Origin of the sequence: Streptomyces sp. NPDC006314 (assembly GCF_040613075.1) — a bacterium.
Lineage (GTDB): Bacteria > Actinomycetota > Actinomycetes > Streptomycetales > Streptomycetaceae > Streptomyces.
Genome location: NZ_JBEXRL010000004.1, coordinates 78579 through 98970, shown reverse-complemented (window position 1 = coordinate 98970; position 20392 = coordinate 78579). Strand labels below are relative to the sequence as shown.

The following is a 20392-nucleotide window of genomic DNA, read 5'->3' as shown; positions in this document are numbered from 1 at the left end:
CTTGACGGCGTTCACCCATCCCCCTACATTGCTTTCAGATAGTAGAAAGTAAGTTCCGCATTGCGGAAGTTAGACCATCTGGAGACTGTGCTCACCGCGGGGCGCGACGGGAGTACGCATCCGACAGCCGAAGCAGGAGTACTCGATGGCTCGTATGACCGCTGCCCGCGCGGCAGTTGAGATCCTCAAGCGCGAGGGCGTCACCGACGCCTTCGGTGTGCCGGGCGCGGCGATCAACCCGTTCTACCGGGCCCTCAAGGAGGGCGGTGGCATCCACCACACCCTCGCCCGCCACGTCGAGGGTGCCTCGCACATGGCCGAGGGCTACACCCGCACCACACCGGGCAACATCGGCGTCTGCATCGGCACCTCCGGACCGGCCGGCACGGACATGATCACCGGCCTCTACTCGGCCATCGGCGACTCCGTCCCGATCCTGTGCATCACGGGCCAGGCGCCCACGAACGTGATCCACAAGGAGGACTTCCAGGCCGTCGACATCGCCTCGATCGCCAGGCCGGTCACCAAGATGGCGGTGACCGTCCTGGAGGCCGCGCAGGTGCCGGGCGTGTTCCAGCAGGCCTTCCACCTGATGCGCTCCGGCCGCCCCGGCCCGGTCCTCATCGACCTGCCGATCGACGTCCAGCTCACCGAGATCGAGTTCGACGCGGACACCTACGAACCGCTGCCGGTCTACAAGCCCACCGCGACCCGCGCCCAGATCCACAAGGCGATCTCCCTCCTGCTCGCCGCCGAGCGCCCGGTCATCGTCGCCGGCGGCGGCATCATCGGCGCCGACGCCTGCGACCTGCTGGTGGAGTTCGCCGAGCTGACCCGGACCCCGGTCGTCCCGACCCTGATGGGCTGGGGCACCCTGCCCGACGACCACGAGCTGAACGCCGGCATGGTCGGCGTCCAGACCTCGCACCGCTACGGCAACGCCACCTTCCTGGAGTCGGACTTCGTCCTCGGCATCGGCAACCGCTGGGCCAACCGCCACACCGGCTACAAGCTCGACGTCTACCGTCAGGGCCGCACGTTCGTCCACGTCGACATCGAGCCCACCCAGATCGGCAGGATCTTCCCGCCGGACTACGGTGTCGTCTCCGACGCCAAGGCGGCGCTGGAGCTGTTCGTCGAGGTCGCCAAGGAACTGAAGGCGGAGGGCAAGCTGCCCGACCGTACCGGCTGGGTCGCCTCCACCCAGGAGCGCAAGGCCACCCTGCTTCGCCGTACGCACTTCGACAACGTGCCGATGAAGCCGCAGCGCGTGTACGAGGAGATGAACAAGGCCTTCGGTCCGGACACCCGGTACGTCACCACCATCGGTCTCTCGCAGATCGCCGGCGCGCAGATGCTGCACGTCTACAAGCCGCGCCACTGGATCAACTGCGGCCAGGCCGGCCCGCTCGGCTGGACCATCCCGGCCGCGATCGGCGTGGCCAAGGCCGACCCGGACTCCCCGGTCGTCGCCCTCTCCGGCGACTACGACTTCCAGTTCATGATCGAGGAACTGGCGGTCGCGGCGCAACACAAGATCCCCTACGTCCACGTCCTGGTGAACAACGCCTACCTGGGCCTGATCCGTCAGGCGCAGATCGCTCTGGACATCAACTTCCAGGTCAACCTGGAGTTCGAGAACATCAACACGCCCGAGCTCGGCGTCTACGGCGTGGACCACGTCAAGGTCGCCGAGGGCCTGGGCTGCAAGGCGATCCGGGTCACCGAGCCGGACCAGCTGGGCGCGGCCTTCGAACAGGCCAAAAAGCTGGCCGCCGAGTACCGGGTGCCGGTCGTCGTCGAGGCGATCCTGGAGCGGATCACCAACATCTCGATGAGCCGCACCATGGACATCAGCGACATCTCGGAGTTCGAGGACCTGGCCACCGAGCCCGGCCACGCGCCGACGTCGATCAGGCCGCTGAAGGTCTGACCCCACGGAAGCGGACGAGGGGCGGTCCATCCCGCAGGGAGGGCCGCCCCTTCGCCGTGTCCGCGAGCGCCGGCCCTCAGCCGAACCCGCCGCCCCCGCATCCGCCTCCGTGGTCATGGCCGCCGTACCCACTGCCGTGGTCGTGACCACCGTGCGCACCGCCGTGATCGCCCTGTCCGCCGCCGCCGGCGTCGCGGTCGTCGCCGTCCCAGCCGGTCAGGCCCTCGTCGCCGACGATGCCGCGGACGCCGCTGCCCCGGCCGAACGGGAAGAGACCCTCGTCCGCGAGCGCGCCACGGCCGGTGAGCCCGCACTCGCGGGCGAAACGCGGCACAAGGGCGGTCAGGGCCCGCTCGCCGTACAGCGCGACGGCGAGCAGCACCTCCTCCTCCGGCAGGCCGTCGGGGCTCTCGGGGAGCGGATGGCGCTCACGCAGCGCCGCCAGCTGACGGCGGGCGGCACGGGTGCGGCCCGGCGGCAGCGACCGCAGCAGCCCGGCCGCCGCGAGTTCGGCCCGCATCCGGGCCAGAGCCCGCCGCACCACCGCCCGGCCGGGCAACTCCCGCGGTCCGGCAGGACGGTAGAGGCCGGTGCGTACCGCCTTCTCCAGCGGATGGCGGAACGACCCGGCGGTCCCTGTCCCGGTCCGCCGCAGGGTGCCCGGCCGGCCCGGCTCGACCGCGCCGCGCAGATGCAGCCCCAGCACGGCGACGGTCACGGCGGCGCGGTCGCCGCCCCGCAGCAGGGCGACCGCGCACGAGTCCGGTGGAATCGACGTCGCACGGTCCATGAGACACCCCCGTGCGGAGCCCGCCACCCCCGTGCCGGCGGGCCCCGCGTGCCGATAATGTGCCCTGGCACGGGGGCAGTTGAAGCCCCTGTCGCGGTGTTCAGAGGTTGATTTGAGGTTGCGCGGCCGGGCTTGCGGCCGCTGCCGTACGTGCCGCCGCTACAGCTCGTGCTCCGACAGGCCCGGCCAGTCGTCCGGGCCGCCGCCATGCCACTCGATCAGGTCGCTCTCCTCCACCTCGATCCGGTCCAGATCGGCCAGCCGCAGGATCTCCACGACGTCGTCCAGGTGGGATGCGATCCCCAGGGTCACGTCCCCCTCGGTGACCCGGCGGGAGCCGTCCAGGGCGGGCGGATGGACCACGATGTGCGGGTACTGCGTCGGATTGCCCATGGCTTCAGCGTGCTGCGGAAGCGGCGCACGCGCACCCCGGGCCCGGAACGCCCGAAGCGCCCCCTTGGACAGGGGGCGCTTGAGGCACCGTATGCGATGGCCGTCCGACGGCGCGAGGCTGGGCGCGACAGATCGTTCGCGCCGCCGGACGGGGCGGGTGAACCCCATGGGGGCCGGGTGGGACCGCGGCGGATGCGACGGATCCGGGAACCCTTCCCTCAGGTCGAGAAGGGGACGCCGTTCCTTCACCACCGCACTGGCTCGCACGCCGCCGCGGTCCTCGCCCTGCCCGCGCCTCCGCCCGACGGCCACCCCTCATCCGGGCCGTCCGGCGTACCGCGCGGACCGCGTGCGGACGTCGTGACCTTCCGTCAGACGCCGTACGCCGCTGGTGGTTCCCTGGCCTCAGTCCTCACGCAGGGCGCGGACCGCATCCTCCACGCGCTTGCCGTACTCCGGGTCGGCGGCGTGGAAGTGGGCCAGGTTCTTCTCGATCACGTCGTCGCGGGAGACCTGTGACAGGCCGCCGGCGATGTTCGCGACCAGACGGGACTTCTCCTCCGCGGACATCAGGCGGTACAGCTCGCCCGCCTGGAAGAAGTCGTCGTCCTTGGTGTGGAGGGGAGCCTCGTGGGTGCCGGTGTGGCCGGCGATCGCGAGGGGGGCCGACAGCGGGCGGCCGGTCTCCACCGGGCCGTCGTAGGAGTTCGGCTCGTAGTTCTTCGCGTGGCGGCCCTGGGAGTTGGCCGCCATGAGGCCGTCACGGCCGTAGTTGCGGGCGCCGCCCGGGACCGCCTTCGGGGCGTTCACGGCGAGCTGGGTGTGGTTGACGCCCAGGCGGTAGCGGTGGGCGTCCGCGTAGGCGAACAGCCGTCCCTGGAGCATCTTGTCGGGGGACGGGCCGATGCCGGGCACGAAGTTGTTCGGGGAGAACGCGGCCTGCTCGACCTCGGCGAAGACGTTGTCCGGGTTGCGGTCCAGCACCAGGCGGCCGACCCGCTGCAGCGGATGGTCCCTGTGCGGCCACACCTTCGTCAGGTCGAACGGGTTGAAGCGGTAGTCCGCCGCTGCGGCCGCCGGCATCAGCTGCACGTACAGGGTCCAGGACGGGTGCACGCCCCGCTCGATGGCCTGGAGCAGGTCCGTCTGGTGGGAGTCGGGGTCCTTGCCCGCGATCTCCGCGGCCTGCTCACTGCTCAGGGAGCGGATGCCCTGGTTCGTCTTGAAGTGGTACTTGACGAAGAAGGCCTGGCCCTCGGCGTTCGTCCACTGGTACGTGTGCGAGCCGTAGCCGTTCATGTGCCGGTAGGACGCCGGGATGCCGCGGTCGCCCATCAGCCAGGTCACCTGGTGCGTGGCCTCGGGGGCGTGCGCCCAGAAGTCCCAGACGTTGTCCGGCTCCTGCCGGCCGGTGAACGGGTCCCGCTTCTGCGAGTGGATGAAGTCCGGGAACTTGATCGGGTCCTTGATGAAGAACACCGGGGTGTTGTTGCCGACCAGGTCGTAGTTGCCCTCCTCGGTGTAGAACTTCACCGCGAAACCGCGCGGGTCGCGGACGGCGTCCGCGCCGCCGAGGGAGTCGGCGACCGTCGAGAAGCGCACGAACACCTCGGTGCGCCTGCCGATCTGGTTCAGGAAGTCGGCGTGGGTGAAGCCGGTGACGTCGTCCGTCACCTCGAAGTGGCCGTACGCGCCGGAGCCACGGGCGTGCACGACACGCTCCGGGATCCGCTCGCGGTTGAAGCGCGCGAGCTTCTCCAGGAGGTGCTGGTCCTGGAGCAGGAGCGGGCCGCCGACGCCGGCGGAGGCGGAGTTCTGGTTGTCGGCGACCGGGGCGCCGGACTCTGTCGTGAGCACGCGCTGCGACATCGTGGACCTTCCGTGCGGGTGTCAGCGGAAACCTGTTTCCGCTTCGTGGAGCCTAGAAGTGGGGCGAACTGGCCGTCAACAGTTTGTTGAAGTTGATTCCGGGCCGCGGCGGCGCCTGGGCGCGACAGGACAGGTGTCAGCGGCGCCGCGGCCCGGAAGTCTCGAAGGGGGCCGTCAGGCGCGGGCGCCGGACAGGCGCTCCACGGCCCGCAGCAGGGCCGAGTGGTCCAGGCCGCCGTCGCCCTGGGCGCGCAGCGACGCGACCAGCTGGGCTACCACGGCACCCACCGGCAGGGCGGCGCCGACGGTGCGGGCGGCGTCGGTGACGATGCCCATGTCCTTGTGGTGCAGGTCGATGCGGAAGCCGGGCTTGAAGTCGCGGTTGAGGAAGTTGTCCTTCTTGCGTGTCAGCACGGTCGAGCCCGCGAGGCCGCCGCCCAGGACGTCCAGGGCGGCCTTCAGGTCCACACCCGACTTCTCCAGGAAGACCACGGCCTCGGCGCACGCCTGGATGTTCACGGCGACGATCAGCTGGTTGGCGGCCTTCACGGTCTGGCCGGAGCCGTGCGGGCCGCACAGCACGATGGTCTTGCCGAGCGCCTCGAAGATCGGCCGGGCCCGGTCGAAGTCGGCCTGCTCACCGCCGACCATGATCGAGAGTACGGCCTCGACGGCGCCGGCCTCACCGCCGGACACCGGGGCGTCCAGCACCCGGATGCCCTTGTCCTTGGCGGCCTTCGCGAGGTCGATCGAGGTCTGCGGGGTGATCGAGGACATGTCGATCAGCAGGGCGCCCTGCCCGGCGTTCTCCAGGATGCCGTCCGGGCCGTAGGCGATGGCCTCGACCTGCGGGGAGGCGGGCACCATGGTGATCACCACGTCGGCGTCCCGGACCGCCTCGGCGATCGAGCCCGCCGCGGTGCCGCCGGCGGCGGCCAGGCGGTCCAGTTTGTCCTGCTCCAGGGTGTAGCCGGTGACCTGGTAACCCGCCTTGATCAGGTTCTCGGACATGGGGGAGCCCATGATGCCGAGGCCGATCCACGCGATCTTGGGAAGGTTGCTCATGATGGGGGTGCCTCTCTGGCTGCTCTGCAAAGTCTCGGGGGTCAGCGCGTTTCGCGCGGGAGCCACTCGAAGGCCTCGGCGCTCGGACGGTCGCCCGGCTTGTACTCAAGGCCGACCCAGCCGTCGTAACCGGCCTTCCTCAGTCGGTCGAGCAGCTCCTCCAGCGGGAGCGAACCCGTGCCGGGGGCGCCGCGGCCGGGGTTGTCGGCGATCTGCACGTGCCCGGTCTTCGCCGCGTGACCCTCGATGACCGCGGGAAGGTCCTCGCCGTTCATGGACAGGTGGTACAGGTCCATCAGGAACTTCGCGTTCCCGAGCCCCGTCGCCGCGTTGACCTGGTCCACGATCTCGATGGCCTTGGGTGCGCTCACGATCGGGCACTTCGGCGACTCGGGCTGGTTGAGGGCCTCGATCAGCAGGATCGCGCCGATCCGGTCGGCGGCCCGGGCCGCGAGGGCGAGGTTCTCCAGGGCGAGCGCGTCCTGCTCGGCCGGGTCCACCCCCTCGACGCGGTTGCCGTAGAGGGCGTTGAGGGCCTTGCAGCCGAGGGAGGCGGCGAAGCCGGCGGCCACGTCGATGTTGGCGCGGAACTTCTCCGACTCCTCACCGGGGATCGACAGGGCGCCGCGGTCGGGGCCCGGCAGCTGTCCGGCGTAGAAGTTCAGCCCCGTGAGCTGGACGCCCGCGTCCTCGATCGCCTTCTTCAGCGCGTCGAGCCGGGGCTGTTCGGGGGTGGGGGAGTCGACCCAGGGCCACCACAGCTCGACCGCGGTGAAGCCCGCCGCGGCGGCGGCCGCGGGGCGCTCCAGGAGCGGGAGTTCCGTGAAGAGGATCGACAGGTTGACGTTGAAGCGCTGGTCTGCGAATCCCACGGGGGCGGCGCTCCCTTCCCTCTAATTCCGCGATGTGGAAGTTGGTTTCTGCTTAACGGAAGACTGCCTGGGTGGGTGGAGGACTGTCAAGAGGGACCACGAAAAAGTGCCCCCGCGCGTACCGCGCGGGGGCACTTACGGAGGCCTGTGTCAGAGGGCGTCGACGCCGCTCACCTTCCAGCCGCCGGAGGTGCGGGTGAGTGTCATCCGCACCCGGTTCAGATCCAGACGGGGCCCGGAGACCTGGGTGCTCTCGGTGACCTGGTCGACGAAGAGCAGGACGACGGCCCTGTCCGGTGTGGCCGACACGACGGAGACCGCCGGTCCCCCGCCGTCGGCGGGTGTGACCACGGTCGCCTTCACCACGCCGTGGTACTTCTTCGCGGTCGGCGCGACCACCGTCTTCGTGGTCCTGCCGTACTGGTCGCGGAAGTGCCCGGTCAGCTGGGCGCGGGCCCGGGTGAAGTCCCGGTCCAGGTGCCGGTAGTCGTACGACAGCACGACCGGCGCCGCCTTCCGCGCGGCAGCGAGGGCCTCACCACGGGCCTGCTCCGCCTGCCGCCCCTCCCGGTACCGCCACCCGAGTACGGCGGCCACGACCAGGGCCGCCACGAGTACGACGCCCAGCCCCGCGGTGAGCACCCTCCGCCGGACCCCGTGCGGGGGCGCGCTCTCCTGCGGCTCCTCCGCGACCGGCTCGGGCTCCGGCGGGTCCTCCCAGCCGTTCGCCGGGGGCTCGATGAGCAGGGTGCGCCCGCAGGGGGCCTCCTCCGCCGGGCGGGCGGCGGCAGGGCTACCGCGCTCGGGGCGTGCCGGCCGCCCGGCGCGCTTGGCCGCCGCGCGTGCGGCCGCGGTCATGGTGCGGCGGGCCGGGGAGCCGGTGCCGCGGTTTCGGGAGGTCGGGTTCACCACGGTGTCTCTCCTCACTGATGGCCTCACTGGTCGTTCAGCCCGCGAACGCGACGTCGGAGGTCAGCCAGCGGCCGTCCACCCGCACGAGGTCGAGCTGGAGCCGGTAGGTGCGCGCCTGGCCCTCGGGCGCGGCGGTGTTGGTCACCTTGCTGTCGGCCACGACCAGGACCCGGGCCGAGCGCCCGTCGGACCGCACGATGCCCGCTTCCAGCACCTGGCCCTCGGACACCGACTTGTTCTGGGCGACGAGCTTCGTCAACTGCTCGGTCTGCGCGGCGAACTGCTTCTTGAAATCGCCGGTGGCGCCCTTCAGCACATTGCGGCTGTCCCGGTCGTAGTGCCGGTAGTCGAGCGAGGTGAAGTTCAGCGCCGACTGGCGGGCCGCCGCCAGGATGTCCTGGCGGCGCTGCTCCGCGCCGCGCTGGCCGGCCAGCTTCAGGCCCAGCCAGACGGACAGCACGGCCGCCAGCACGGTCACGGCGACGAACCCCGCCGACAGCAGCCTCATGCGCCCCCCTGTCAGGCCATCGGTCCCACGAGCAGCCATTGCCACGACTCCTTTCCGAAGACGGTCTGTTCGCCGCCCGTCGAGCCGATCTCGACGGGCGTTCCGTCCGGGCCGGTCAGGCTGCCGGTCTCCGGGTCGTACGGGGCCACGAACGCGGCCTGGTTCGCGCTGGAGGAACCGGCCCTCGCGCCGGGGGCGTTCTGCGCGCCGCGGACCGAGGTCTCGCCTCCGCGCGGTGCCGTGCAGCGCGCGTCGGTGTTCGCCGGGCGGGTGCTGGTGTCGGCGGGATCGCGCCGCTGGGTGCCGTAGCCCTGGGTGCACGCGGGCGGCTCGTCGGCGTTCACGGTCAGCCCGAAGTGGGTGGTGCCGTCGCCGGGGATGACCGTGTAGCTGCCCGACACGGTGAGCGGGAGCGTGACCAGGGCCTGCTCGACCCCGGGCAACCGGGCCACGGTGACCTGGCCACCGCTGACGAGGTTGGCCAGCAGGACCGGCACGTGCGGCCGCGTGGACTTCAGCAGGGAGTCGACCTGCTGCGCGGCGGGCACCGTGTTGCCGATCAGCCGGCGCAGATCCCCGTCACTGGACTTCAACTCCTCGGCGAGGTCCGCCAGATCGTGCGAGAACGATGTGATGGCCGAGCCCTGGTCTGCCTGCGTCTTGAGTACCTTCCGCGAGTCCTCGATCAGCGACACCGTCTCCGGGAGCGCGTCGGACGCCGAGCGGACGAGCGCGTCGCCGGAGTCCACCAGGCGGCTCAGGTTCGGTCCCGTGCCGGCGAAGGCCTTGCCCAGTTCGTCGACGGTGGTGCGCAGATCGTCCTTCCCGACGGAGTTGACCAGCCGGTCGAGGCTGAGGACCAGGTCGGTGACCGGCAGCGGCGTGCGGGTGTGGCTGCGCGGGATCGGGCTGCCGTCGATCAGATACGGGCCGCCGGAGTGCCGGGGCTGCAGGTCGACGTACTGCTCACCCACCGCCGAACGGTTGGCGATCACCGCGAGTGTGTCGGCCGGGATCTCCGGGGCACCGTCATCGATCTTCAGGGCCACCGACACCCCGGAACCGGTCAGCTCCAGCTCGCCCACGCGGCCCACCGGCACACCGCGGTAGGTGACCTCGGCGCCGGGGAAGACGCCCCCGGATTCGGCGAAGTCGGCGCGCACGGTGTAGCCCCGGTCGAGGACGTCGTCCACCAGGCCCGTGTACCGGGCGCCGACGTACGACACCCCGAGGGCGGTGATGGTCGCGAAGGCGAGCAACTGAGCCTTGACCGTACGTGTGATCACGGCAGTATCCCCTTCAGCATCAGCTCGGCGAGGCCGAGGTCGACCCCCGGGGGGAGGCGACGCGAGCCGTCCCCGGTGCCGTAGGCCGCGGTGCACACCGGCGGGCACAGCAGGGTGCTGCCGTCGGAGGGCGCCGAGGGCACGGCGGTCGCGGAGGGCACGGACGGGGTGTCCGGCACGGACGGGGTGTCCGGCAGGGACGGGGTGGACGGGAGCGGCGTGGGAGTGGGAACACCCGGAAGATCCGGGGTCCTGGGCGTCGGGAAGCTCCTGCCCTTGCCCGGCTTGTCGGTGACGTTGCCGTAGATGCCCGTCAGGTCGAGGTCGGCGGTGATCCTCAGGTTGACGTAGTCCCCCTTCACGGCGTTCGTGGCGTTGCGCGGGAACGGATAAGTGGTCAGCAACTCCAGGGAGTTCGGCAGATCGTCACCCGCCTTGTCCAGCTCCTGCAGGATGGGCCGCAGCTTCTTGAGGTTGGCGACGGTGTCGTCCCGGGAGGCGTTCACGACCCTGGTGCCGGTCCTGCCGAGCTTGGACAGGGCGGTGAGCATCTTCGTCAGATCCCGGCGCTGGTCGGCGAGGGCCTTCAGGGCGGGCGGCATGGTGTCGACGGCCAGGGCGATCGTCTTCTTCTCCTTCTTCAGCCGCTTGGCCAGCCGGTCGACGCCCTTGAGCGCGCGTACGATCTCCGCCCGTTGGCCGTCGAGGCCGCCGAGGAAGGTGTCGAGCTGCTTCAGCAACGACCTGACCCGGTTCTCGCGGCCGCTGAGAGCCTTGTTCAGCTCGACGGTGATCGTCTTCAGCTGGGCCACCCCACCGCCGTTCAGCAGCGCGGACAGGGCCGACAGCACCTCCTCTACCTCCGGGTTGCGGCCGCTGCGGGACAGCGGGATGCGGTCGCCGTCGCGGAGCCGTCCCACGGGCTGCGTGCCGGCCGGCGCGGCCAGGGCCACGTACTTCTCGCCGAGCATGCTGGTCTGCCTCAAGTCGGCGACCGCGTTGCCGGGCAGCTTCACCGAGTCGGCGATCCGCAGCCGCACGCGCGCGTGCCAGCCGTCCAGCTCCACCTTCTCGACCGCGCCCACGGTGACGTTGTCGACCTTCACCGCCGACTGCGGCACCAGGTCCATTACGTCCCTGAACACGACGGTGACGTGATAGGCGTGGCCGTCCGAGGCGGCGCCACCGGGGAGCGGGACGTCGTACCAGCCGTTGAACTCGCAGCCGGTCAGCAGCAGCGAGCCGACCGCCGTCCAGGCGGCCACCCGACCCTTGCGCAGCACGCTCATGCCCGTGCCCCCAGGATTCCGCCGAGGGTCTTGTCGACCGTGCCCGCCGGCACCGTGCCCGCCGGCACCTTGGGCAGGGAGTCGAAGAGCTTCTTCAGGTCCTTGCAGTCGGGGTTCTCGCCGCCCTCGTCCCCGGTCGTCCTCAGGAGCGAGCAGAGCAGGGACGCCGGGTCCTGCGAGGTCTGCGCGTTGTTGCGGGTGTCGAGGGTGCCGGCGGCGGGGTTGTAGGCGTTCTGCAGGTTCGACAGGCCCGTGGGGGCGACGGTCATCAGCTCCTCCAGTGCGGCCCGCTGGGTGACGAGGACCTTGGTGACCTTGGCCAGGCCCTTGACATCCGAGGTCAGCGCCTTCTTGTTGCCCTTCACGAAGCCGGACACGTCACCGAGCGCGGCGGCCAGGTACTTCAGCGCGGCCGCGAGATCCTTGCGCTCCCCGGCGAGCTGCCCGGCCACGTCGGCGAGGCTGGTGTTGAACGACCGCACGCTCTTGTCGTCCGCCGCCAGAGCGGCCGTGAACACCTGAAGGTTCCGCACGGTCCCGAACAGGTCGCCGCGCCCGTCGGACAGCGTGGTGACCGCCTGGGAGAGGTCCTCGACCGTCTGGTTGAGGTTCTCGCCCCGTCCCTCGAGGTTGTCCGCGCTCACCCCGAGCAGCCGTGACAGCGAGCCCTTCTCGTTGGCGCCGTTCGGTCCGAGCGCGTCGGCGGTGGTGTGCAGGCTGTCGAAGACCCGGTCAAGCTCGACGGGGACGGCCGTACGGGACTCGGGGATGACGTCCCCGTCCCGCAGTACCGCGCCCTTCCGGTACACCGGCAGCAGTTGCACGTAACGGTCGCTGACCACCGAGGAGTTGATGATGGCGGCCTGCGCGTTCGCGGGGACCTTGCGGCCGTGGCCGTACTCCAGCTCCACGCGCACCCGCCCGCCCTCCGGTGTGATCTTCTTGACCTCGCCGATGCGGACACCGAGGACGCGGACGTCGGAGCCGGGGTAGATGCCGACGGTGCGCGGGAAGTAGGCCGTGACGCGGACGGGGTCCGGGCTCGGCCACAGGACCACGGCGAGCGCCACGACGACGGCCAGCGCGGTGAACAGGGTCAGGAACCTGCGGGTCATCGGGTGCCTCCCGTCCGTGGCGTGACCGGGGCGGCGACCAGGTTCTGGACGTAGGAGTCGAACCAGCGGCCGTTGCCGAGGGTGTTGGTGAAGAGCCGCACGTAGGGGGCGAGCAGTTTGACGCTGCGGTCGAGGCTCCTCTGGTTGCGTTCCAGCATCCTCACGAAGGTGTTGAGGTTCTTCAGGGCGGGCCCGATCTCCTTGCTGTTGTCGTCGACCAGGCCGGACAGCTCGATGCCCAGCAGCGCGGAGCTCTTGAGCAGCTTGTGGATGGCCTTGCGCCGCTTGCCGATCTCCTTGAACAGCTCGTCGCCGTCCTTCACCAGCGCGGAGAAGTCCTTCGTGTGGTCGGCCAGCACTTCGGTGACTCCGTTCGCGTGGTCCAGGAGTCCGCGCAGCGCCTTGTCACGGGAGGCGACCGTCTTGGAGATCCGCGACAGTCCCTTGATCGACGCCCGCACCTCCTCGGGCGAGTCCTGGAAGGTGACGGAGACCGTGTCCAGTGCTTTCGCGAGCCGGTCCGTGTCGACCTCCTCGCTGGTGGTCGTGAGGTCGCTGAAGGCCTGGACGACGTCGTACGCCGACACGGTCCGCCCGACCGGGATCTCGCTGCCCGGCTTCAACCGGCCGGGCCCCTTCGGGTGCAGGGCCAGGTACTTCGCTCCGAGGATCGTCTTGACCCGGATCGACGCGCCCGTGTCGGTGCCGAACGCCGGGTCGCCCTTCACCTTGAAGGTGACCTTGACGTGGTCGTCGTCCAGGTCCACGTCCTCGACCTTGCCGACCTTCACCCCGGCGATCCGTACCTCGTCGCCCGGCTTGAGTCCGCCGGCCTCCGAGAAGGCCGCGCTGTACGTCTCGCCGCCGCCGATCAGCGGCAGGCTGTCGGCGTTGAAAGCGGCGACCGTGAGCAGCGCGAGGACGGTGAGGCCGACGGCGCCGACGACGACCGGGTTCCTCCCCGAGCCACCGCTGGGACGTGCCTCCATGCGGGCGGGCTTCGGACGCGGGCGCTTCAACCGGATCCTGGGCAGCCTCGGCGGCAGGAGCCGTACCTTCACCAGTGGTTCGGGGCGGGGCTTGCGCTTCGGCAACCGGGGGAGCCTCGGCAGCTTCGGCGGCAGGACCCGTATCTTCACCAGTGGTTCGGGGCGGCGGACCCTGCGCCGCGGGACGCGCATGCTCATCCGCCACACCTCGCCCGTGCCACGTGCAGCTCCGGGGTGATCACCTGCTTCGTCTTCGGCAGCACGATCCGGCCGTCGAAGTCGCAGAGGTAGAAGTTGAACCAGGAGCCGTAGGACGCCGTCCCGGTCAGCTTGTCGAGCTTGTTCGGCAGCCGCTTCAGGACGCCCTCCACGGTCTTCTCGTTCTTGTTCAGGTTTCCCGTCAGGTCATTCAGACCGGCGATGTCGTCCTTCAGCGGTGGACGCGCGTCCTTGAGCAGCCCCGACGTGACGTCCGTGAGGTCGCCGATGCTCACCAGGGACCGCCCGATGGGCTTGCGGTCGGCGGACAGTCCGGAGATCACCCGGCGCAGCTGCCTGAGCAGCCCGGAGAAGCGGGAGCCGCGCTTGTCGAGCGTCTCCAGGACGGTGTCGAGGTTCTCGATCACCGAGCCGATCAGCTGGTCGCGGTCGGCGAGGGTCGTGGTCAGCGACGCCGTGTGCGCGAGCAGGCTGTTCACCGTGCCGCCCTCGCCCTGGAGGGTCTTGATGATCTCGGTGGCGAGCTGGTTGACGTCGTTCGGGCTGAGCGCGGCGAACAGCGGCTTGAATCCGTTCAACAGGGCGTTGAGGTCCAGCGCCGGCTGCGTCCGGGCCAGCGGGATGGTGCTGCCGGGCCGCAGCCGGGTGGTGCCGTCGCCGACCCCCTCGGTCAGCGCGATGTACCGCTGCCCGACCAGGTTGCGGTAGCGGACGACCGCGTGCGTGCCCGCGAGCAGCGGCCGGTCCGAGGTGACCGTGAAGGTGACCTCGGCCAGGGTCCGGTCCTTGATCCGGATGCCCTCGACCTGCCCGACCCGCACTCCGGCCACCCGGATGTCGTCGCCGGTCTCCAGCCCGGTCACGTCGGCGAACACCGCGTGGTACGTGTCCTTCGAGGTGAACGAGATGTTGACGATGGTCGCGGCCAGCAGGGCCGTCGCCGCGATCGTGACCAGCGCGAAGATGCTGAACTTGATCAGTGGGGCGGCGGTCTGCCGGGCTCCTGCCCTGCTCATGCGACACTCACCGCCGTTCCACGCGCGAGCGGCCCGAACAGCAGGGTCGCGACGGGCGGCACCTCGTCCGCCGGGACGCCCATGACGGGGGCCACGAGCGAGCCGACGGCCCGCTGCTCGGCCTCGGTGGCGGACACGTTGACACCTCCGGGAAGCGCGCCGCCCGGACTTCCGGCCGACGTACCGTCGTCGAGATGGGGTTTCGGCCCGGGCACCCGCGGATGCGGCAGGCCACGGCAGTTCGGGCCCGACCGCTCTGCGTAGACCGGCTCCTCACCGGGCTGGTACGCCCCCTGCTGCCGGACGACCTCGAGGGTGATCCGCATCTCCCCGCCCCGGAACGCCTCCTCCGACGCCTTCTCCTGCCGCACCAGGCCCTGGAAGAGGCACGGGTACTCGGGGGAGTAGCGGGCGAAGAGCTCCAGAGTGGGGCGGGAGACCCGCCCCAGGGTGATCAGCCGGTCGCCGTTCTCGGCGAGGAAGTCGTCCGCCGTGCCCGCCACGGAAGCGGTCGCGCGGAGCGCTGCGGCCAGCTGGTCCTTCTTCTCGACGATCGTCCGGCTGGTGGTGACCGTGTTGCGCAGGATCCGCATCAGGTCGGGCGCGGCGTTGCCGTAGACCTCGGCGACGTCGGCGAAGCGCGAGATGTCCTCCTTGAGCGACGGCAGGTGCGGGTTGAGGTGGCGCAGATAGCCCTCCACCCGCGTGAGGTTGTCGCCGATCCGGTCGCCGCGGCCCTCCAGCGCGGTGGCGAACGCCGAGAGCGCGGCGTTCAGTTCACCGGGCCTGACGGTGCGCAGCAGCGGCAGCAGGTCGTTCATCAGCTGCTGGAGCTCGATGCCGACCTTCGTGCGGTCCTGGGTGATGACGTCCCCGGCGCGGATGGGCCGAGCCGAGGAGTGCGCGGGCGGGACCAGGTCGACGTACTTCTCGCCGAACAGGGTCTTGGGCAGCAGCCGCGCGTGCACGTCCGAGGGGATGGACGAGGCATGCGCCGGCTTGAGCGCGATGTCGAGCGTGGCCTTCGTGCCGTCCGCGTGCACCGCGCGCACCTCACCGACCAGCAGCCCGCGCAGCTTGACGTCGGCGCGCGGATCGAGCTGGTTGCCGAGGGTGTCGGCCTCCAGAGTGATCCGTACGACGGACGTGAACGCCTGCCGGTAGACGGCCACCGCGAGCGACAGCAGCAGCGCGAGCACGGCGATGAACGCGATGCCGTACAACCTGAGTCTCGTCTTGCGCATCCGCACCGCCCTCACCCCGCGATCCGCACGGTCGTGCTGGCGCCCCAGATCGCGAGGCTCAGAAAGAAGTCCAGGACGTTGACGGCGACGATCGACGTCCGCACCGCCCGGCCCACCGCGACGCCGACACCCGCCGGGCCGCCGCCCGCGTAGTAGCCGTAGTAGCAGTGCACCAGGATGATCAGCACGGCGAAGACGATGACCTTGCCGAAGGACCAGAGGACGTCCACCGGCGGCAGGTACTGCTGGAAGTAGTGGTCGTAGGTGCCCGTCGACTGCCCGTAGTAGCCGGTGGTGATGGTGCGGGCGGCGAGGTACGAGGACAGCAGCCCGATCACGTACAGCGGTATCACCGCGACGAAGCCGGCGATCATCCGCGTCGTCACCAGGAACGGCAGCGACGGGACGCCCATCACCTCCAGCGCGTCCGTCTCCTCGCTGATCCGCATCGCCCCGAGCTGCGCGGTGAAGCCGGCTCCGACCGTCGCGGACAGGGCGAGTCCGGCGACCAGCGGGGCGATCTCCCGGGTGTTGAAGTACGCCGACAGGAACGCCACGAAGTTGGAGGTGCCGAGCTGGTTGAGGGCCGCGTAGCCCTGGAGGCCGACCTCGGTGCCGGTGAAGAAGGAGAGGAAGGCGATCACGCCGACCGTGCCGCCGACGACGGCGAGCGCGCCGCGCCCGAAGCTGACCTCGGCGAGCAGCCGCAGGACCTCTTTCTTGTAGCGGCGCAGGGTACGGCCGGTCCAGGCCAGCGACCGGCCGTAGAAGGTGAGTTGGGCGCCCAGCTCCTCCAGGGAGCGCAAGGGGCGGTCGAGGAGTCTTTGAGGTCGCATCGGCTAACCCCTCTGCGGGACGACCTGGAAGTACACCGCGGTCATCACGAAATTGGTCACGAACAGCAACATGAAGGTGATCACCACGGATTGGTTGACGGCATCACCCACGCCCTTCGGACCGCCCTGCGCGGTGAGCCCCTTGTACGAGGCGACGATCGCCGCGATGGCCCCGAAGACCAGCGCCTTGATCTCGGCCGCCCACAGGTCGGAGAGCTGGGCGAGGGTGGTGAAGGACGCCAGGTAGGCGCCGGGCGTGCCGTTCTGGAGGATGACGTTGAAGAAGTAGCCGCCCGCGACGCCGACGACCGAGACGAGGCCGTTGAGCAGGACGGCCACGACCATCGAGGCCAGCACGCGGGGGACGACGAGCCGGTGGATCGGGTCGATGCCGAGTACCTGCATCGCGTCGATCTCGTCCCGGATCTTTCGCGCCCCGAGGTCCGCGCAGATCGCCGTACCGCCCGCGCCCGCGATCAGCAGCGCGGTGACGATCGGCGAGGCCTCGCGCAGTACGGCGAGCACGGACGCGGCACCGGAGAAGGACTGCGCACCCAACTGCCGTGTCAGGCTGCCGATCTGGAGTGCGATGACCGCCCCGAAGGGAATGGACACCAGGGCCGTCGGCAGGATCGTCACACTCGCGACGAACCACGCCTGCTGAATGAACTCCCTTGCCTGGAACGGCCGTCGGGGCAGGGTCCGGACGACGTCCAGCGCCATCGCGAACAGGTTGCCCGAGTGCCGCAGTGCACCCGTCGGGGAGAGTCTCATGCGCTGCTCACCTCCTTCCGGTGCAGCTCGGTCTCCCGTCGGGCGATCGCCTCCCAGCGGGGCGGACGGGGGATACCGGGGCTCGGCAGCAGGCGGGGAGTGAGGCCTTCGGCTCCGCCGCCCTCGTCGATCTGGGCCAGCTCCTGCTCGACCTGGGCCGCGTCCTTCTCCTCCGCCATGCCGATCGGCCCCTGCATCCGGCCGTTCAGGAACTGCCGTACGACGGGCTCGTCACTGGTCAGCAGCTGCTCGCGCGGTCCGAACATCACCAGCTCACGGCGGAACAGCAGCCCGATGTTGTCCGGGACCTGGCGGGCGGAGGCGATGTCGTGCGTGACGATCAGGAAGGTCGCGTCGATCTGTGCGTTGAGGTCGACGATGAGCTGGTTGAGGTAGGCCACGCGCACCGGGTCGAGGCCCGAGTCCGGTTCGTCGAAGAGGATGATCTCCGGATCGAGCACGAGGGTGCGGGCGAGCCCGGCCCGTTTGCGCATACCGCCGGAGATCTCGCCGGGCAGCTTCCCCTCGGCGCCGATCAGCCCGACCATGTCCATCTTCTCCAGCACGATGTGCCGGATCTGGCTCTCGGACTTGCGGGTGTGCTCGCGCAGCGGGAAGGCGATGTTGTCGTACAGGTTCATCGAGCCGAACAGCGCGCCGTCCTGGAACAGCACCCCGAACAGCTTCCGCACCTCGTACAGGTCGCGTTCCCGCAGGCGGGTGATGTCCCGGCCCGCGACCTTCACCGAGCCGCGCTCCGGCTTCAGCAGGCCGACGAGCGTCTTGAGGAACACCGACTTGCCCGTCCCCGAGGGGCCGAGCATCACCGAGACCTCCCCGGCGGGCAGCGTCAGCGACACGTCCTGCCAGATGACCTGGTGGCCGAAGGACTTGGTCAGCCCTTCCACACAGATCTCGACACCCATCCGGTCCCACCCTTCGCCCGTGGAGCAGCTCCGACATCTGCTCTACGGGGAGGGGCGACGCGTCCGTCGCGGCGGCCGGGAAGTTTTTTCCGGACGTGTTTCCGGCGTGCTACGGCAGCTTCGTGGGAAGCACGCTCAGGGTGGCCACGGGCAGGGAAACAGACGGGAGGGACGGCGCGGAGGGCAGCGACCGCACCGACGGCGCGGAGGGGAGCGGCGGCACCGACGGCGCGGAGGGGAGCGGCGGCACCGACGGCACCGCGGACTCCACCGGCAGCTCGGGAAGCGGCGGCGACGAGACCTCCGGCAGGGACGGCACGGGGAGTGGAACGACGGATGCGCCGGCGGGCGGTCGGGTCGCCGTCCGGCTCGGAGCCGCCGCCGGGGCCGGGGACCTGCGCGTCCGAGGAGCGCGACCCTGTCCGGTGCCGTCGGTGCGGAGCACCTGCGCCCCGCTGGACACCGCCGGAGCCGGAGTAGTCGCGCCGCCGCCGTCGAGCGCGTACGGCAGCACGAACCCCGCCACCGCCAGGGTCGCCGCCGTCGAGGTGACCGCGACGGCCTGCACCTTCCCGCCCCCGCGCGGCCGCCCGCGCCCGACCAGGAACAGCACGAGCCCGAGCGTCCCGGCCAGTGAGGCGCGCAGCGTCCGCCGGGCCCGGGCGAGCAGCGACTCCACGGTCCGGTAGCTGAGCCCCATCCGCACGGCGACCTGGCTCACGTCCAGGTCCTCGGACTTCAGCCGGAGCGCCTCCGCCTGCCGGGCGGGCAGCTCCCCGCTGCGCACGGCGAGCCACCTGGCCTCGGCCCGGTCGCACACCGCCTCCTCGACGGGCACGGGGCCCGGCGCGACGAGCGTGGGGCGGCTGCCCACCTCGGCCTCGCGGTTGACCTGCCGGTACCGGTCGACGCACAGCCGCATCGTCACCGTCGTCAGCCAGGCGCCGAGCCGCTCGTCGTCGAGATCCGGGCGCTCCGCGGCCCGCAGCATCGCCTCGTGCACGGCGTCCTCGGCGTCCTCCGGGCTCATCGAGCGCCGCCGGGCCACCTTGAGCAGCTGCTCGCGGTGGCTCCACATGCGCTGCCAACGCTCGTCGGCGGCCTTGATGTCCGCAGGCATGTCCGTCGCCATGAGGGCCCCTTCACACGCACCCGCCGGTCCTGTGCTTCCGGCGGGTGGCGACATTACCGCCGGGTATCCGCGATTGTGGAGGGGGAGACGCTCATCGTGTTCTAGCTGTTGCTGGTCAGCGGCCCCGCGTCGGGCAGCACACCGCCACCGGACAGCGTGAGGGTCGGTGCGGGGACGGGGACCAGCGGCGTGTGCGGTGCCTTCGGGACCTCGGCGGTACGGGACGGGGCGGGAGAGGGCGAGGGGGGCGGGGCCGACGGCGTGCGCGACGGGCCCGCGCCCGGCTTCCGGTCGTCCGAGGTCTTCGCCCGGGTCTTCGGGGTCTTCGGGATCTTCTGGGTCTTCGGGCGGGACGGCTTCGGCCGGCCCGGGGACTCGGCGGACGCGTCCGGCACCACCCGGTGTCCGGTCAGGTAGTACGCGTACCAGGCCTTGACCGTGCGCAGATAGGCGTCCGAGTGGTTGTAGCCGAGGATCGCGCCGTCCAGGCCGGCGGGGTTCGACAGATCCCGGCCGCCCGCACACAGATAGCGGCCGGCGGCGAGGGCCGCGTCGTAGACGTTGTCCGGGTCGGCGTGCCCGTCGCCGTTGCCGTCCGCACCCCAGCGGGCCCAGGTCGACGGGATGAACTGCATCGGGCCGACCGCGCGGTCGTACGCCGCGTCCCCGTCGTGGGCGCCGCCGTCGGTGTCCGGTACGACGGCGAAGGCGCCGCCGGTCAGCCGGGGACCGAGGATGGGCGTCACGGTCGTACCGTCCGAGGTCACCCGCCCGCCCCGCGCCTGCCCGGACTCCACCTGGCCGATCGCGGCCAGCAGCTGCCAGCGCAGCCGGCAGCCGGGCGCGGTCCGCGCGAGTTCCGCCTCGGCACGCCGGTACGCGGCGAACACCGTCGCGGGCAGGGCGCCGCCCGCCACTCCCTGAGCGGGGACCTTCTCGTGGGTCCGCAGCGGGGGGAGATCGGTACGGTAGGGGGTGTCGCCGGACACGCTTGGCCCGGGCTCGGCGGGTGCCGCCTTCCGGGCGGGCTCCGACGCCTGCGCCGTGACCGCCCCCGGCGCCTGCGACGCGGTCAGTGCGGCCATCGCCGCCGCCGCGACCGCCGTACTCCTGGCACCTCTCCGTGCCGCCTTGAGTGCACGCGCTGTCACTGTGCAGTCCCTTCCGTGAGTGAATCCGTCGTCTGCTCTACGCGGCCGGACGGCGGGTCCGTCGCGCGGAGCG

Annotated in this window: 19 protein-coding genes; 1 reads left to right on the top strand and 18 read right to left on the bottom strand. The window is 70.9% G+C overall.

Going from position 1 to position 20392, the window contains the following annotated elements; translation table 11 throughout:
- Window positions 1-145 precede the first annotated feature (145 nt).
- Window positions 146-1933 carry a glyoxylate carboligase gene (gene gcl, locus ABZ079_RS08580; RefSeq protein WP_356938672.1) on the top strand — a complete coding sequence of 596 codons (1788 nt, stop codon included), beginning with the start codon at window positions 146-148 and terminating at the stop codon, window positions 1931-1933.
- 76 nt (window positions 1934-2009) lie between these two features.
- On the opposite strand, the gene ABZ079_RS08575 is transcribed toward gcl, so the two are convergent.
- The 18 genes from ABZ079_RS08575 to ABZ079_RS08490 all read right to left on the bottom strand — a co-directional run bounded on the left by ABZ079_RS08575 (window position 2010) and on the right by ABZ079_RS08490 (window position 20319).
- Window positions 2010-2723 carry a TIGR04222 domain-containing membrane protein gene (locus ABZ079_RS08575; RefSeq protein WP_356938671.1) on the bottom strand — a complete coding sequence of 238 codons (714 nt, stop codon included), beginning with the start codon at window positions 2721-2723 and terminating at the stop codon, window positions 2010-2012.
- Between the two features lie 159 nt (window positions 2724-2882).
- Window positions 2883-3116, bottom strand: coding sequence for a hypothetical protein (locus ABZ079_RS08570; protein WP_356938670.1), 234 nt, complete (start codon window positions 3114-3116; stop codon window positions 2883-2885).
- Between the two features lie 405 nt (window positions 3117-3521).
- Entirely contained in the window at window positions 3522-4985 is a 1464-nt protein-coding gene (locus ABZ079_RS08565; protein ID WP_356938669.1) for a catalase, read from the bottom strand.
- 174 nt (window positions 4986-5159) lie between these two features.
- A complete protein-coding gene (locus ABZ079_RS08560; RefSeq protein WP_356938668.1) occupies window positions 5160-6050 on the bottom strand; it encodes a 2-hydroxy-3-oxopropionate reductase in 891 nt (296 codons plus the stop codon).
- A 41-nt stretch (window positions 6051-6091) separates the two neighbouring features.
- On the bottom strand, window positions 6092-6922 hold the full coding sequence (locus tag ABZ079_RS08555; protein WP_356938667.1) for a TIM barrel protein: 831 nt from the start codon (window positions 6920-6922) through the stop codon (window positions 6092-6094).
- Between the two features lie 150 nt (window positions 6923-7072).
- Window positions 7073-7834: a hypothetical protein gene (locus tag ABZ079_RS08550; protein ID WP_356938666.1), complete on the bottom strand. Its 762-nt coding sequence runs from the start codon at window positions 7832-7834 to the stop codon at window positions 7073-7075.
- A 34-nt stretch (window positions 7835-7868) separates the two neighbouring features.
- Window positions 7869-8342, bottom strand: a complete 474-nt coding sequence (locus ABZ079_RS08545; protein WP_356938665.1) for a hypothetical protein — start codon at window positions 8340-8342, stop codon at window positions 7869-7871.
- Window positions 8343-8353: 11 nt separating this feature from the next.
- Window positions 8354-9628, bottom strand: a complete 1275-nt coding sequence (locus ABZ079_RS08540) for an MlaD family protein (protein WP_356938664.1) — start codon at window positions 9626-9628, stop codon at window positions 8354-8356.
- Window positions 9625-10917: an MCE family protein gene (locus tag ABZ079_RS08535; protein WP_356938663.1), complete on the bottom strand. Its 1293-nt coding sequence runs from the start codon at window positions 10915-10917 to the stop codon at window positions 9625-9627. Before ABZ079_RS08535 ends, ABZ079_RS08540 begins: the two co-directional genes overlap by 4 nt.
- Entirely contained in the window at window positions 10914-12032 is a 1119-nt protein-coding gene (locus ABZ079_RS08530; protein ID WP_356938662.1) for an MCE family protein, read from the bottom strand. The genes ABZ079_RS08535 and ABZ079_RS08530 overlap by 4 nt, the downstream gene beginning before the upstream one ends.
- Window positions 12029-13021 (bottom strand): MCE family protein, encoded by a 993-nt coding sequence (locus ABZ079_RS08525; protein WP_356938991.1) that lies wholly within the window; start codon window positions 13019-13021, stop codon window positions 12029-12031. Before ABZ079_RS08525 ends, ABZ079_RS08530 begins: the two co-directional genes overlap by 4 nt.
- Window positions 13022-13215: 194 nt before the next feature.
- On the bottom strand, window positions 13216-14256 hold the full coding sequence (locus ABZ079_RS08520) for an MCE family protein (protein WP_356938661.1): 1041 nt from the start codon (window positions 14254-14256) through the stop codon (window positions 13216-13218).
- Window positions 14253-15500, bottom strand: a complete 1248-nt coding sequence (locus ABZ079_RS08515) for an MCE family protein (RefSeq protein WP_356938660.1) — start codon at window positions 15498-15500, stop codon at window positions 14253-14255. The genes ABZ079_RS08520 and ABZ079_RS08515 overlap by 4 nt, the downstream gene beginning before the upstream one ends.
- An 11-nt stretch (window positions 15501-15511) precedes the next feature.
- Window positions 15512-16336 carry an ABC transporter permease gene (locus ABZ079_RS08510; protein WP_356938659.1) on the bottom strand — a complete coding sequence of 275 codons (825 nt, stop codon included), beginning with the start codon at window positions 16334-16336 and terminating at the stop codon, window positions 15512-15514.
- 3 nt (window positions 16337-16339) lie between these two features.
- The gene (locus ABZ079_RS08505; RefSeq protein WP_356938658.1) at window positions 16340-17110 is read right to left on the bottom strand and encodes an ABC transporter permease; all 771 of its coding nucleotides are present in this window, start codon (window positions 17108-17110) and stop codon (window positions 16340-16342) included.
- A complete protein-coding gene (locus tag ABZ079_RS08500) occupies window positions 17107-18036 on the bottom strand; it encodes an ABC transporter ATP-binding protein (RefSeq protein ID WP_356938657.1) in 930 nt (309 codons plus the stop codon). Before ABZ079_RS08500 ends, ABZ079_RS08505 begins: the two co-directional genes overlap by 4 nt.
- Window positions 18037-18145: 109 nt before the next feature.
- Window positions 18146-19168 (bottom strand): sigma-70 family RNA polymerase sigma factor, encoded by a 1023-nt coding sequence (locus ABZ079_RS08495; RefSeq protein WP_356938656.1) that lies wholly within the window; start codon window positions 19166-19168, stop codon window positions 18146-18148.
- A 101-nt stretch (window positions 19169-19269) separates the two neighbouring features.
- Complete coding sequence (locus ABZ079_RS08490) at window positions 19270-20319, bottom strand: lytic murein transglycosylase (RefSeq protein ID WP_356938655.1); 1050 nt, start codon at window positions 20317-20319, stop codon at window positions 19270-19272.
- Window positions 20320-20392 lie beyond the last annotated feature (73 nt).

Excerpts from the sequence above, each read along its gene's own strand:
- gcl (WP_356938672.1), top strand. The coding sequence starts at position 146 with ATGGCTCGTATGACCGCTGCCCGCGCGGCAGTTGAGATCCTCAAGCGC.
- ABZ079_RS08575 (WP_356938671.1), bottom strand. The coding sequence starts at position 2,723 with ATGGACCGTGCGACGTCGATTCCACCGGACTCGTGCGCGGTCGCCCTG.
- ABZ079_RS08570 (WP_356938670.1), bottom strand. The coding sequence starts at position 3,116 with ATGGGCAATCCGACGCAGTACCCGCACATCGTGGTCCATCCGCCCGCC.
- ABZ079_RS08565 (WP_356938669.1), bottom strand. The coding sequence starts at position 4,985 with ATGTCGCAGCGCGTGCTCACGACAGAGTCCGGCGCCCCGGTCGCCGAC.
- ABZ079_RS08560 (WP_356938668.1), bottom strand. The coding sequence starts at position 6,050 with ATGAGCAACCTTCCCAAGATCGCGTGGATCGGCCTCGGCATCATGGGC.
- ABZ079_RS08545 (WP_356938665.1), bottom strand. The coding sequence starts at position 8,342 with ATGAGGCTGCTGTCGGCGGGGTTCGTCGCCGTGACCGTGCTGGCGGCC.
- ABZ079_RS08535 (WP_356938663.1), bottom strand. The coding sequence starts at position 10,917 with ATGAGCGTGCTGCGCAAGGGTCGGGTGGCCGCCTGGACGGCGGTCGGC.
- ABZ079_RS08530 (WP_356938662.1), bottom strand. The coding sequence starts at position 12,032 with ATGACCCGCAGGTTCCTGACCCTGTTCACCGCGCTGGCCGTCGTCGTG.
- ABZ079_RS08525 (WP_356938991.1), bottom strand. The coding sequence starts at position 13,021 with ATGGAGGCACGTCCCAGCGGTGGCTCGGGGAGGAACCCGGTCGTCGTC.
- ABZ079_RS08520 (WP_356938661.1), bottom strand. The coding sequence starts at position 14,256 with ATGAGCAGGGCAGGAGCCCGGCAGACCGCCGCCCCACTGATCAAGTTC.
- ABZ079_RS08515 (WP_356938660.1), bottom strand. The coding sequence starts at position 15,500 with ATGCGCAAGACGAGACTCAGGTTGTACGGCATCGCGTTCATCGCCGTG.
- ABZ079_RS08510 (WP_356938659.1), bottom strand. The coding sequence starts at position 16,336 with ATGCGACCTCAAAGACTCCTCGACCGCCCCTTGCGCTCCCTGGAGGAG.
- ABZ079_RS08505 (WP_356938658.1), bottom strand. The coding sequence starts at position 17,110 with ATGAGACTCTCCCCGACGGGTGCACTGCGGCACTCGGGCAACCTGTTC.
- ABZ079_RS08500 (WP_356938657.1), bottom strand. The coding sequence starts at position 18,036 with ATGGGTGTCGAGATCTGTGTGGAAGGGCTGACCAAGTCCTTCGGCCAC.
- ABZ079_RS08495 (WP_356938656.1), bottom strand. The coding sequence starts at position 19,168 with ATGGCGACGGACATGCCTGCGGACATCAAGGCCGCCGACGAGCGTTGG.